The sequence below is a fragment of the Desulfosarcina alkanivorans genome (assembly GCF_009688945.1).
Classification (GTDB): Bacteria; Desulfobacterota; Desulfobacteria; order Desulfobacterales; family Desulfosarcinaceae; genus Desulfosarcina; species Desulfosarcina alkanivorans.
The window spans coordinates 196,812-209,084 of record NZ_AP021874.1; the positions used below are offsets into that span (position 1 = coordinate 196,812).

Below are 12,273 nucleotides of genomic sequence, written 5' to 3' on the forward strand. Positions count from 1 at the left end.
TTATGCCCCCCCTTTAGCGGACGTTCGCTTGAACCGTTTTTTGAGATCCCGCAGAATACCCATGATGCCCATGGGCTGCTTGATGACCACGACCACGATCAGCAGGCCGAAAACGATCAGGTCCACACCGCCGCCCAGTCCCCCCCATAAGGCCCGGGTGTATTCCTGCAGGGGGATCAGGACGGCCGCGCCCAGCAGGGGGCCGGCCATGGTGCCGATCCCGCCGAGGATGGTGATGAGCACGAATTTCATGGCCATTTCCAGGGACATGACCATGGGCGGGTCGACCCGCAGGTTGTACTGGGCATAGAAACCGCCGCAAAGGGCGGTGAGAAAAGCGGACAGGCCGAAGGCGGCCAGCTTGATCCGGGTGCTGTCGACACCCAGTGATTCAGCGGTTTCCTGGCCTTCGCGCACCGCCCGCAGGTAATAGCCGAAACGATGCTTCTCGATCCAGCGGACCACGCCGAAGATGATTCCGAACAGGATCAGGGCCCCGTAATAATAACCGTTTTTGGATTCATACCACATGAAATTGAGGGTGCCTTCATCCACCAGGGGGTAGTCGAGGCCCAGGGCGCCGCCCACCCAGTACCAGACCATGAAAAGACGATTGAAAATCTCTACGATGGCGAACGTGGCGATGGCGAAATAATGGCCCGAGAGTTTGAAGCAGGGGTAGCTGATCGCCACGGCGACGACCGCGGCGACCGCGGCGGCGATGATGACCCCGGGCCAGGGCACCAGTTCGTAGGTGACCACTGCCATGCCCGCTCCGTAGGCACCGATTCCGAAGAATACCGAATGGCCGAAAGAGGTTTGCCCGCAGTACCCGCCCAGGATGTTCCAGGCCTGGGACATGCTGGCGAACAGCAGGATCAGAATCAGCACATGCATGGTGAAGGTGCTTGTGATCAGGCCGGGAACCACGGGCAGCAGGGCAAAGACAGCGACCAGCGCGCACCAGAAAACATCTTTTTTATCTATCGTCATATTCTGCATGTCATCACCACCCGAAAAAGCCTTTGGGCCGAAACATCACGACCACCAGGTAAAGGCCGAAGACCGCCACATACTTGAATACCGGTGCGATGTAAAAGCCGCACAGCGATTCAACCAGCCCGATCAGCAGGGCTGCCAGCAGGGCCCCCGGAATACTGCCGAAGCCCCCCATGGCCACACAGACAAAGGCCAGCAGGCCAAACAGGGTGCCCACTTCCGGGTGTACCGCCATGTACGATGGCATCAGGCCCCCGGCGACACCCACACAGGCCCCGCCCAGCCCGAAGACCAGCACATAGATCCCTTCCGTGTTGATCCCCATCAGTTCGGCCGCTTCCTTGTCCATGGCCGTTGCCTGGATGGCCCACCCCAGGCGGGTTCTGTGAACCATCACGTAGACCACGGCCACAACGACGAGAGCAAAAATACCGGTTACCAGCTGGGGGACCGGAAGCAGCACCCCACCCAGGTTCATTGTCTTGCCGGTGAGCCAGCTGTCGGACAGCAGCCTGAAGTTGGGGGAAAAGCGGTTCAGACAGACGTTTTTCAGCACCATGGAGAGCCCGAAGGTGGCCAGCAGGGCCGACATGGCGGACTTGCCGATGGTGTGGCTGATGATCAGTTTGTAGGTCAGCGCACCGACAATGAACAGGAACGCCCCTGATGCCACCAGTGAGAGCAGCGGATCCACATTGAGCAGAAAACCAAGCCAGTAGCTGAGGTACATGGCCACCATGAGAAATTCGCCATGTGCGAAATTGATGACATCCATGACGCCCCAGATCAGGCTCAGGCCAACGGCAACGAGGGCATAGAGCATCCCGTTGACGAGACCGTCAAGGATGAGCTGAATCAGCATCTCCATAACGTCCTCGAATAAATAAGGGGTGGACGATCGGCCGCCGGCGAAAGGCGCGGGATGCGCGCTATGATTCCGGTTTCCGGTGATGCCGCGGCGGCCCGATCAGCGAAGGCGGCAGCGTTCCGGGAGCTGCCGCCCCGCCGGTATCGTATCCATTTGCCATTGCCGGCATACCACCGGCGGACAGGTGCTTACCGGTCACCCCACGGGATCATGGGAAACACCGGCCGGGTGTCGGCCAGGTCGGCCGGAAAGACCCGTTTGTAGGCGCCGCCCTGAAGCTGGGTGATCAGGCTTTTGGCCTTGATGTTCTGTCCGCCTTCGGCAAAAGCGACTTTGCCGCCCAGGGAGAGAGGCGACTCCCATTCGTTGGCATAAAGGGTCTGGGCCACTTTCTCGTGGTCCAGGGTGCCCGCCTTTTCTATCGCCTGGGCCAGGACAAACATGGCCACGGCCTCCTGGATGCTGTCGCTGTCAAAGGGCACACTGGGATTGGTTTTCTTTTTGTAGATTTTTTCCACGGCAGCCACTGCAGGCATCAGTTCGGCGAACTCGGGTGAGTAGCCGGTGCCGCCCATGAAATAGTTGGCGTCCGGGCCGAGCTGTTTGGTGATCACCGGGTCCTGGTAGCCGGTGCAGTAGTTCATCGCCACCTTGGGCAGCCAGTTCATCTGTTTCATGGTGCGCACCCACAGGGTATAGTCGCCGCCCAGGCAGGCGCCGTAGATCACGTCGGGATCGTTGGCCTTGAGGGTCCGCACTTCGCTGTTGAGGTTGGTGGCACCCGGGCTGAAGGGAACGTCGGCCACAATTTTGAACCCGGCGGCCTTGGCGGCTTTTTTACCTTCGTCGGCCGCGTGCTTGCCGAATTCGCTGTTCTCGTAAATCAGGCCAACGGTTTCCAGCCCGGCATTGCCGGCGTGGTTCAACCATTCCGTGACTTCCACAAATTCCATGGATTCGGTCTCGTCCGTGGGGGCCATGCGGAAAAACCGTTTGAATTTGCGTTTGGTGAGCGCGGCCGAACTGGAGCAGCCGCACATGAATATCTTTTTCTTGCGCTCGGCCACGAAGCTGGCCGGTTTGGTTACCGAACTGTTGTAGGAACCGATAATGGCGTATACGCCTTCCTGATTGAACAACCGTTCCGCCTCGGATTTGCCCACATCCGGTTTGCCCTGGTGATCGGCGTGCACCAGTTCGATGCGATAGCCGTCCAGGATGCCTTTCTGTGCTGCCAGCGGAACGTTGATATCCGGGTACTGGTTGTTGATTACTTCCGCGGCCGTCGCCACCGATGCCTGGCATCGTTGTCCGGCCAGGGCGCACGGTCCGGTCAGGGGAAACAGGGTTCCGATCTTGATGACCTTTTCCCCGGCCAGTACGGTTGTACCGGCGAATCCGACGGCCAGCGCGGCTGTCAACAGCATAAGAACCATTGCCTTCGCGATTCTGAAACGCTTCATGTCTACTCCTCCGAATAAATGGGTTGCCAATCGATACTTGCCTGCTGCAGCGACGTCCCTGCCTGCCCCCTGCGACCGACCGCCGACAGGCAGTATTGCCCATGGTCGGGAAGCCGGCAGAGGGTGAGCGGCCAATAACAATTTTTGCCATGGTAGTAAAGGAGAAATCCATCATAACACGCTGAAAACATATAAAAATAAATCAATAATTGCTATCAGCGACAATTAAAAAGTGAGAATATAATTAAAAACGGAATATGCTGTCTGAAGTCGATTTATCGGCTAAATCCGGGACAGCGCGTGTGGCGATTTCCAAGCAGGCGTGGGATAATTTTATTTGACCCTTGACCATCCGGACGTTTCCATCCTATTCATTAGTATCACATACATTTGTCGCCCCTCCTTCCCCACATCCATGCGGCTAAAGCGATTTCCTGCATCCGAAGGCATCGGCTGACCGTTCAGACGAACTGGCACTATTTATAACCTTTTCAACGAATGCACAGGAGGCCCATATGCAGTTGACATCCCCGAATTTTGCAGACCGGAAACCTATGTCCAGGGAGCACACCTGCGATGGAAAAAACATTTCCCCTGCACTGGAATGGTCCGGCGTTCCGCAGGGAACCAGAAGTTTGGTTCTGATTGTCGACGATCCAGATGCGCCTGATCCGGCCCACCCGAAAATGACCTGGGTGCATTGGGTGCTCTACAATATTCCGGCAACGGCAAGCGCCCTGCCGGAAGGTGTGGCGGACAAGGACCTTCCCGAGGGGACCTTGCAGGGCATCAATGACTGGAAAAAGACAGGCTACGGCGGCCCATGTCCGCCGATCGGGGAACACCGGTATTTTCATAAACTGTATGCGGTGGATGTCATTCTTCCGGACCTGATGCGTCCGACCAAAGGCAAACTCGAAAAAGCCATGGACGGGCACGTCCTTTCAAAGGCGGAGCTGGTTGGTCTGTACGAACGATAACCGATACGGGGAAAGGAAAATGGAAGAAAAGATGACCCGGTCTTATCGCCTGGCAGAGAAATTTTCCCAGCTTTTCGACCTGGAAAGCAAAATCGATACGGTGCTTTCCGCTTCCCTTTACTACCTCAATCAGTTTATGGATTCCGAGAGATCCTCGATATTTATATTTCAGCCGTGGAATCAGAAACTGACCATTTTTTCATCCCTCGATCTGGAAAAGCATGAAGTCAGCATTCCAAAATCCTGTGGGGTGGCCGGGCGTGTGTTTGTCGATCGCCAACCGGCAGTCGTCAATCATGCCTATGCGGACAACCGTTTTTACAGGGAGGTGGATGAGATGACCGGTTTCAAGACGCGCAATCTGGTCTGCACGCCCCTGCTCGATCCCAGGGACCATTGTCTGGGCACCCTGCAATCCTTGAACAAGAACGGGGGGGACTTTTCCGCCGACGACCTCGAATTGTTGAACCTGGCTGCGCGCATGATGGCTGTGGCCATCAATAACAGCAGGCAGTATAACGAGCTTGTCGTTACCAATGAAGCCCGCAGAAAATTATTAAGGAAACTGACTGAAAGCAGCAGTAATATCTTTGACAAGGCGTAAACGCTGATGCATTGACGTCGTCGACGTCAATGCCATGAAGGGGCGTTGCTGTAATTTTATGGTACGTAGAATGGTATTGGGTAAATTTCCAATGGGTTAGGAGCCAAAGGAGAAAGAAACCCAATTGAACCTGCGTTACCGGATGTCAGCTTCAAGACTCATTTTATTCCTCGCCGGGTGCTTCGTGCTCCTGTGGTTTTGCGGTTTTCCGGCCATGGCGTCCGAGCGCTTTGTGAAAAACAGCAACGGGACCGTCACCGACAATAAAACCGGCCTGATGTGGGCGCCAACAGACAATGGCGCCCCGATCAACTGGATGGATGCACTGTCGTACTGCCGTGAATACCGCGGGGGCGGTCATACCGACTGGCGAATGCCGACCCTGGATGAGCTTTCCAGCCTGTATGACCCCCAAACAGGCAGCATGCACGGCTACCCTGTTTCCGAACCGATCCAAATCACGGCTGCCAGTTGCTGGGCGTCAGAGACCCGTGGGAAAAAGGCCGCCCGATTCAATTTCACCTACGGTACCATCTACTGGCTCCGCCAACCTTATTCCGGTCCGACGCGAGTCCTGCCCGTCCGGAATTTAAGATAGAGCAGCGTCCGGCACTGCTGCCTTTCCGCTACCCTCCCCATTGTTCGGGTCATGGCCTGACTGAAAACATCATTCATCCCGTCCTGGCGCGGATAGAAGGCGCGCCCCCGGGCACCAGAGGCATTTCCCTGTTTCTGGTCCCCAAGTTCCTGGTCAACGAAGATGGCAGCCTTGGAGAGGCCAATGACATTACGTCCCGTGCCATTGACCTGGCTGCGGTTTCCGCCGACGAGGAAACGTCTCAATACTACTCGGGTGATACGTCGATGCTGGATTTGTCGGAAGCCTCCCTGGGTGTCGGTTGATCAGCGTCTGTGCCGCCCCGAGTCCCCAGCGCGGGGAGACGGGAAAACCGTCAGGCGCTTGAACGATCTGACCGGATCGGGACAAAAATTGGCGCAGAAGCGATCTGGGCGGCGATGCATTGACAGTTCCGTAAAAAGTACGATAGCTGCGGTATGCGTCATCCCTCGTCACCGCGGCGTACCGTCAGTACGCCTCATTCCTCACGATTTGCAAGCCTTGATCTCGAACTTTTTACAAAACTGTCTGAAATGTGACTTTTTACGAAGCCATCACATTGGAAAGCCCTGAAATCTTCCCATGCAATGAGTTTACCCCCTTTGCCTGTTTCCGGACGGGCATGGACCATAAATGGCCTGCCCGTCAGACCTGCTCCATCATCCGCCGGGCCTTCCGGTGTGCCAGTTCAAAGGGATCCTCATCGGTTGGTACCGCCGCCGGCCGGTCTGGCGTTGGAACGATGAAAAAATAGAGCGTCTGCACCAGGAAAAACAACCAGATGCTGATGCCCCAGGTGACGGTGGCGCCGGGCCCCAGCAGTGCCACCAGGCCCGCACCGCCCGAAACGGTGATGATTTCGGCGGCAACGGCACGCACCGGGGTTGCGGAAAAGCAGATCCCGCTTCGGATCCAGCCCAGAACGCCCAGGCCCAGGAAGAAGAAGCTCGGGTAGCCACCCGGCCACAGGGCCGCGCCCAGCAACAGGGCAAGGGGGAAGACAATGGCGGACAGCCCCTTGCCGCTCCATCGCGCCAGCAGGACCGCGTAGAAGAACAGATCCGCCCAAAGGGCCAGTTTGAAGGCCACGGGCCAGCCGGTCAGCCCTGCCAGCAGCCAGGTGGCGGGCATCACCAGCAGGGCGCTGATGAATCCATAGACGAGGGTGGTGCGAACGGCCCGTTTCATGAGATGCCTCCTTCCCGAAGCGCTTCTTTGCGTTCGAGCAGTTCCAGTTCGATTTCCTCATCCAACGGACTGTCGGCATAGGCGGCGCCGGTGCTCGGAACCGCATCCGTGTCGAACAGGCGATCCACATGCCGGCGGCAATAGGCATCGGCCCCGGCTTTGAGGGTTTCATACTGGAGCCGCTGCTGGCCGAGGGTTTCCGCCAGTTGCGATTTCTCATCAGATATCGTGTCGGCCTGTTCCTTCAGGTGCCGGGACGCCGTTTCAAGGGTGCGGCGCCTGCGGATCAGCACACGCGCGATGTCGTCCTTCTCCTTTTTCAGGGCCAGAACCAGATCCCGTTCCAGCTTGTCCATCTCCTCGCCGTGGCGGACGATCTGACGGGTCAGGCGGCCATGGCGTTCGGCCAGCCCGGCCACCTGCCGCTCCTTGTGCTCCAGGCTGGTTTCCATCTCCCTCAGGTACTGCTTGAGCAGCAGGCCCTTGTCTTCCAGTTGGTCCATCACGCCGTGGACATCGGCCTTGCACAGTCTCAACAGGCGGGTCATGATTCCCATCGCTGCCTCCTTGAATTAAGTGTTGATGGTGACGGCTGAAGAAATAAAGGGGACGACATTTTTTCCCTCAGCCTTTTCACCGATACCGTATAGGGGGTCCATCTATTGGTTCCGTCTCATTTTGTAGCCGTCGTACTGCATCGACTTGGACACCTGTTTTTTCTTTTCGGCCACGGCAGCCGGTGCACCGGTAAACGTTTCAGCCACCTGCCGGCGAAGGTCCTGTACATCGCTGCTCAGGTTGTCGGCCACCTTGCCCGAGCCGACCACCGTGTTGATGGCTTCCTGTTTGGACTCATACGCCTGGATGCGCGCCTGGGCCCGGTCCTTTTTCCCGTCACGGATATCGGCTGCCACCGCTTCCTTCAGTTGGCTGAATTCCTCCCGGACCACCTGTTCCGCCCAGAAATCCTTTTTGATGCTGGCCATCACCGCCGCCGGATCCGGCACGCAGGCAACGGTCAGGGGGCGGGGTGCGTTAACGGTGTGGGACTCATCCTGGTGCCGGTACGTCAGCCCAACGCGGCCCAGAGTGATTTCTTTTTCAACATCCGTGGGAACCTGGAAGGTCAGGAAGAGCGTCCTGCTCTGGCCGGACAGCAGGTTGCCCGGACGGACCACCGCCGTGCCCCTGTCATGGTGGACGGGGTAACCGCCGGCACTGATCAGACGAACGCCGGGTTCCAGGGGAATGCGGATGGCCACATCGGCGGCGGCGACCTGGCGTGCGGACTGCAGCTCCTCTTCAAATACCCGGGCGAACGTCCGGGGGTCCTCCAGGAAATGATAGTGGCCGGCACCCTGGTCGGCGATCGCGGTCATCAGTGTTTCGTTGAAATCCAGCCCGACCCCGGCGGTGCTGATGGTAAAGCGGTTCTCAACCGCGGCCGATGCCATGCGTCCCAGTGCAACCGGGTCGGTGACGCCCTGGTTGGCCAGCCCGTCGGAGATCAGGATCACCCTGCGCTGGCGGTCGCCGGCGGGAGTGCGCATCAGCAGATCGATGCCCCGGCTCAACCCGCCGCCCAGGTTGGTGCCCCCGCCGGCATGCAGCTGCCGGACCGCCAGGGCCAGCTGCCGCCGATTGGTTTCGGTCAGGGGCACCAGGGTGGACCGGGTCTGTACGCCGCTGGAATAGGTCACCAGCCCCAGGCGGTCCCCGGGGCCCATCTGATCCAGCAGGCGGATCACCGCCTGGCGGGCATCTTCCAGCTTCCGCCCTTCCATGGAACCGCTGCGGTCCAGCACAATCACCAGGTCGGCGGCCTGGACCGGACGGTTGTCAAGGACCGGCAGGCGGGCCGCCGTGAGGTTCAGGGAGACCGTTACCCTGCCGTCGGCGCCTTTGAGCACCTTGTCCTGAACGACCTCTGTGGAGACGGTTACCTGTCTATCCACTGCCGGGCCCGCGACGGGCGGCACGGGGGAAACCTCTGCGTCCATGGCTTTCATGGCCGCCAGCGCAGCGGTTGTGGCCATGATCAGGCCCAGGATCGTCAACAGGCTTTTTTTTACGGGGGACATGAGCATTCTCCTTTTTTTGGGTTGATAGACGGGGTGTTGCCGTCACGATGATTCATGATTGGGATGGTAAACCAATCCGTGGGAAATACAATTCAAACAAATGCAAAAGGTTAGCAGCTTTTTTTTGCATAAGTTTTACTTTGAATGCCCGGGGGTTTGATGGTAGGGAAGGACAGCATGAATGACGATCCGGAGAAAGGAGACACCATGGAACCGCCCAAAGCCCGCGTACTGGTTGTGGAGGATGACCCGGCCATTTTAAGGGGACTTTGCGATGTGATGGTTTTCAACGGATACGGCGTGGAGGGCGTCGCCGACGGCACCGAGGGCTGTCAAGCCGCATTGAGCGGGCAGTATGACCTGGTGATGCTGGACGTGATGCTGCCCGGTATGGACGGTTTTTCCATCTGCCGCGAAATTCGCCGCCACCGGCCGGCCCAGCCGGTGATCATCCTCACGGCCAAGGGGGCCGAAGACGACGTGGTGACCGGATTCAGGGCCGGAGCGGACGATTATGTGAGCAAACCCTTTTCGCTTAGAGAACTGATGGTGCGCGTGGAGGCCGTGCTCAGAAGAAGTGGAAAACCCACGGGAGATGAGCAGATCCGTTATGCCGATATCCTGTTTGACGGCCTCACCCTTCAGGCGACCTGCCGGGACCGGTCCCAGGCACTGACCCGCCGGGAAATGGACATTATGGTCTACCTGTTCCGTCATCGGGACCGCATCGTTTCCAAGGCTGATCTGCTCAGCGAAGTCTGGCACTACACGGATCCGAATGTGGAAACCCGCACCGTGGACATCCATATGCTCAAGTTGAGAAAAAAGATTGCCTCTCTGGCCGGTTCGCGCAGCCTGATCCAGACGGTTCGCGGGGAGGGATATCGACTGGAGCCTGAACGTTGAAGCACCTGCGCCTTTATATGATCCTTTTTTGCGTACTGGTTTCCCTGCCGCTGGCCTTTGTGGCCTGGCGGACATACGGGGCGCTCGACCGGGAAGCCCGGGAGCAGGTGCGCTTTTTTTCGGAACGGCTGCTGGACGGGATCGAAGCCGAACTGGCCGACCTGGTCCGGCGGGAAGAGAACCGGGCCGTGGACGAATACGGCCATACCCTGGCTCAGGAGGACGGCACGGCAAGGTCTCCACTGGCCCGCATGCCCGAGGAAACGTTCATCCTGGGGTACTTCCAGAACAACCCGGACGGTTCCTTCCAGACCCCGCTGGCGACCGGGGCGGGCCCCGTGCCTGCCGGTATTGCCGAACGGGTCCGACAGCTCCAGGCGATCAACGCGATCTTCAATCAGCGCAAGTTCGTCGCACGGATGCCGGCGGCTGAACCGGCCGGGCCGCCTGAGCCGGCCGCGGTCGCCAAAGAAGAGCAATCCTCATTTGCCGGCCGTTACCTGAAACGCTCCGAGCTGAAAAAAACCAGAAATGTACTCGGGCAGGAAAAAGCCCGCGTCCAGGAGATCACAGCCGGCCAGGCCCTGAATCTGGCCCGCAGGGAGTCCGAATCTCCGGCGCGGGTCGCAGAGGAACGCACTGCCGACGACCTGGCGCCGTATGCGGCTCAAACCGCATCCGACGGCATGCTTCCTTCGGCCGTTGACAATCCGGCCGAAGTGTTACCACGACAGTGGGACACACCGGGCAACGTGACGGAACCAACGGAGACCGGCCGGTTCCAGGTGGAGGTCGCCCCCCTGCAGGCGGTCGCCGTCGACGACGGGCAATTGTTTATTTTCCGTCGCATCGGCATCGGCGGTCAGATTTACCGCCAGGGATTCGTGCTCCGGCTGCAGCCTTTTCTCGACCACCTTTTTGCCGTTCACTACGACGCCCAGCCCATCGCCCGCTATGCGCGCCTGACCCTGGCGGCGGCCGGGTTCCATGGGCTGCGCGCCCGCACCGGGGCCAACGGCGGCTTGGCGGGGGGGGCGGCGGTCGCCGGGAGGACGTTTCCCGCCCCCTTCGGTTTCCTGTCTGCGGACATGCGCGCCGTGTCGCTGCCATCATCCCCGGCGCGGCAGACCCTGACCCTGGCCCTGGCGGTTCTGGGGCTGGTGATGGTGGCCGGTCTGGTGACCCTGTATCACAGCGCGCGGAGCATCGTGGATCTGTCCGAGCGGCGTTCCCAGTTCGTATCCGCCGTGACCCATGAACTCAAGACCCCCCTGACCAACATCCGCATGTACATCGAGATGCTGGAACAGGGCATTGCCGCCACCCCGGAGCGGGAGCAGGAATACTTCGGCATACTGAACTCGGAGAGCGCCCGGCTGTCCGGGCTGATCAACAACGTGCTGGAACTGTCCCGGCTGGAACAACAGACCCGCCGGTTCGACCTCGCGGAGGGGGATCTGTCCGACGTGCTCGCCGACGTGCGGTCGGTGATGGCAGAAAGCCTGGCCCGGGAGGGATACGACCTGGCCATAGAGTCCGGCCGGCTGCCGGTATTCGCCTACGACCGGGAGGTGCTGGTCCAGGTCCTGATCAACCTGATGGAAAACAGTATCAAGTTCGGCCGGCATCTGCCGGAGAAACGTATCGGCATCGCCGCCCATGCGGTGGACGGATGGATACGGCTGACCGTCGCCGATACGGGGCCGGGCATTCCCCATCGATCGCTGAAAAAGGTGTTCGATGATTTCTACCGGGTGGACAATGACCTGGCCCGCACCACCGGCGGCACGGGGATTGGATTGGCCCTGGTCAAGAAATTCATCCTTGCCATGGGCGGCCGGGTGCGGGCGGCGAACAACGATGGTCCCGGCTGCACGATCACCCTGATCCTGCCGGCCCGTCGGAAATGACACTTTTTGCGGGGGCATCAGACTTGAAACGTGTGGGATCCATGGAGCAGAAAAAGAACGGGCTGCAGGCCATCTACGACGACTTCGAAGCCGCTGCCGCACCCTATAAAGCCGAAGCGGCCTGCGGCAAAGGGTGTGCGTTCTGCTGCACGGACGCGGGCGGCATTCATATCACCACCCTGGAGGGCCTGGTGATCCGGGATTGCATCAACCGATTGCCCCGTTCCAGGCAGGTGGCCCTTAAAAAAGCCCTGGCCGCCGACATGAAACGGCGGGAAGCGAAAAAAAAGAGCGCCTGCCCCCTGCTGATGAAAAACCGGGCCTGCATGATTTACCGGCTGCGCCCGTTTGCCTGCCGGCGCATCTACTCGCTGGAGCGGTGCGGCCCGAACCGGCACCCGGTGCTCAGCCGTCAGGTGATGGCCCTGGGCGACGCGGCCATCCGGTCCCTGCAGCAGCTGGACGATACCGGCTACAGCGGCCACCTTGCCTACATCCTTTTCATGCTGGAGACGCCTGCTTTCCTGGATACCTATCTGGCCGGCGAATACCGGCCCGAGGCGATCATGCAGTTCGGGAAAAGTCATGGGATTGTGATCAATCGGCTGGCGGGACAGGGCAGGGCGGAAAAAGAGGGTTGACCGTCGCGGGGCAA

At 59.5% G+C, this 12,273-nt stretch carries 12 protein-coding genes; 6 read left to right on the top strand and 6 right to left on the bottom strand.

Annotated features, from left to right (window positions below):
- The 3 genes from DSCA_RS00895 to DSCA_RS00905 form a co-directional block, all read right to left on the bottom strand.
- Entirely contained in the window at positions 1 to 1,002 is a 1,002-nt protein-coding gene (locus DSCA_RS00895; protein ID WP_197904705.1) for a branched-chain amino acid ABC transporter permease, read from the bottom strand.
- A 4-nt stretch (positions 1,003 to 1,006) separates the two neighbouring features.
- A complete protein-coding gene (locus tag DSCA_RS00900; protein ID WP_231716346.1) occupies positions 1,007 to 1,861 on the bottom strand; it encodes a branched-chain amino acid ABC transporter permease in 855 nt (284 codons plus the stop codon).
- A 194-nt stretch (positions 1,862 to 2,055) separates the two neighbouring features.
- Positions 2,056 to 3,330, bottom strand: a complete 1,275-nt coding sequence (locus tag DSCA_RS00905) for an ABC transporter substrate-binding protein (RefSeq protein ID WP_231716347.1) — start codon at positions 3,328 to 3,330, stop codon at positions 2,056 to 2,058.
- Positions 3,331 to 3,845: 515 nt separating this feature from the next.
- Between DSCA_RS00905 and DSCA_RS00910 the strand changes: the two genes are divergently transcribed.
- From DSCA_RS00910 to DSCA_RS00920, 3 genes are all read left to right on the top strand, one after another.
- On the top strand, positions 3,846 to 4,310 hold the full coding sequence (locus DSCA_RS00910) for a YbhB/YbcL family Raf kinase inhibitor-like protein (protein WP_155314660.1): 465 nt from the start codon (positions 3,846 to 3,848) through the stop codon (positions 4,308 to 4,310).
- Positions 4,311 to 4,329: 19 nt separating this feature from the next.
- Positions 4,330 to 4,914: a GAF domain-containing protein gene (locus tag DSCA_RS00915; RefSeq protein WP_155314661.1), complete on the top strand. Its 585-nt coding sequence runs from the start codon at positions 4,330 to 4,332 to the stop codon at positions 4,912 to 4,914.
- Between the two features lie 184 nt (positions 4,915 to 5,098).
- Positions 5,099 to 5,512, top strand: coding sequence for an Lcl C-terminal domain-containing protein (locus DSCA_RS00920; RefSeq protein WP_167527548.1), 414 nt, complete (start codon positions 5,099 to 5,101; stop codon positions 5,510 to 5,512).
- Between the two features lie 666 nt (positions 5,513 to 6,178).
- Here DSCA_RS00920 and DSCA_RS00925 read toward each other — a convergent pair.
- The 3 genes from DSCA_RS00925 to DSCA_RS00935 form a co-directional block, all read right to left on the bottom strand.
- On the bottom strand, positions 6,179 to 6,721 hold the full coding sequence (locus tag DSCA_RS00925) for a hypothetical protein (protein WP_155314663.1): 543 nt from the start codon (positions 6,719 to 6,721) through the stop codon (positions 6,179 to 6,181).
- Positions 6,718 to 7,278 carry a PspA/IM30 family protein gene (locus tag DSCA_RS00930; RefSeq protein WP_155314664.1) on the bottom strand — a complete coding sequence of 187 codons (561 nt, stop codon included), beginning with the start codon at positions 7,276 to 7,278 and terminating at the stop codon, positions 6,718 to 6,720. The genes DSCA_RS00925 and DSCA_RS00930 overlap by 4 nt, the downstream gene beginning before the upstream one ends.
- A gap of 102 nt (positions 7,279 to 7,380) precedes the next feature.
- Positions 7,381 to 8,802: a vWA domain-containing protein gene (locus DSCA_RS00935; RefSeq protein ID WP_167527549.1), complete on the bottom strand. Its 1,422-nt coding sequence runs from the start codon at positions 8,800 to 8,802 to the stop codon at positions 7,381 to 7,383.
- 177 nt (positions 8,803 to 8,979) lie between these two features.
- Between DSCA_RS00935 and DSCA_RS00940 the strand changes: the two genes are divergently transcribed.
- The 3 genes from DSCA_RS00940 to DSCA_RS00950 are packed head-to-tail and all read left to right on the top strand — an operon-like array spanning position 8,980 to position 12,259.
- Entirely contained in the window at positions 8,980 to 9,708 is a 729-nt protein-coding gene (locus tag DSCA_RS00940; RefSeq protein WP_231716348.1) for a response regulator transcription factor, read from the top strand.
- Complete coding sequence (locus DSCA_RS00945; protein ID WP_155314666.1) at positions 9,705 to 11,618, top strand: ATP-binding protein; 1,914 nt, start codon at positions 9,705 to 9,707, stop codon at positions 11,616 to 11,618. The genes DSCA_RS00940 and DSCA_RS00945 overlap by 4 nt, the downstream gene beginning before the upstream one ends.
- A 32-nt stretch (positions 11,619 to 11,650) precedes the next feature.
- A complete protein-coding gene (locus tag DSCA_RS00950; RefSeq protein WP_231716579.1) occupies positions 11,651 to 12,259 on the top strand; it encodes a YkgJ family cysteine cluster protein in 609 nt (202 codons plus the stop codon).
- Positions 12,260 to 12,273 lie beyond the last annotated feature (14 nt).

Bases quoted from the DNA above. Each gene is read 5' to 3' on its own strand.
- DSCA_RS00940 (WP_231716348.1), top strand. From the start codon at position 8,980: ATGAATGACGATCCGGAGAAAGGAGACACCATGGAACCGCCCAAAGCC.
- DSCA_RS00930 (WP_155314664.1), bottom strand. From the start codon at position 7,278: ATGGGAATCATGACCCGCCTGTTGAGACTGTGCAAGGCCGATGTCCAC.
- DSCA_RS00915 (WP_155314661.1), top strand. From the start codon at position 4,330: ATGGAAGAAAAGATGACCCGGTCTTATCGCCTGGCAGAGAAATTTTCC.
- DSCA_RS00935 (WP_167527549.1), bottom strand. From the start codon at position 8,802: ATGTCCCCCGTAAAAAAAAGCCTGTTGACGATCCTGGGCCTGATCATG.
- DSCA_RS00895 (WP_197904705.1), bottom strand. From the start codon at position 1,002: ATGCAGAATATGACGATAGATAAAAAAGATGTTTTCTGGTGCGCGCTG.
- DSCA_RS00905 (WP_231716347.1), bottom strand. From the start codon at position 3,330: ATGAAGCGTTTCAGAATCGCGAAGGCAATGGTTCTTATGCTGTTGACA.
- DSCA_RS00910 (WP_155314660.1), top strand. From the start codon at position 3,846: ATGCAGTTGACATCCCCGAATTTTGCAGACCGGAAACCTATGTCCAGG.
- DSCA_RS00925 (WP_155314663.1), bottom strand. From the start codon at position 6,721: ATGAAACGGGCCGTTCGCACCACCCTCGTCTATGGATTCATCAGCGCC.
- DSCA_RS00900 (WP_231716346.1), bottom strand. From the start codon at position 1,861: ATGCTGATTCAGCTCATCCTTGACGGTCTCGTCAACGGGATGCTCTAT.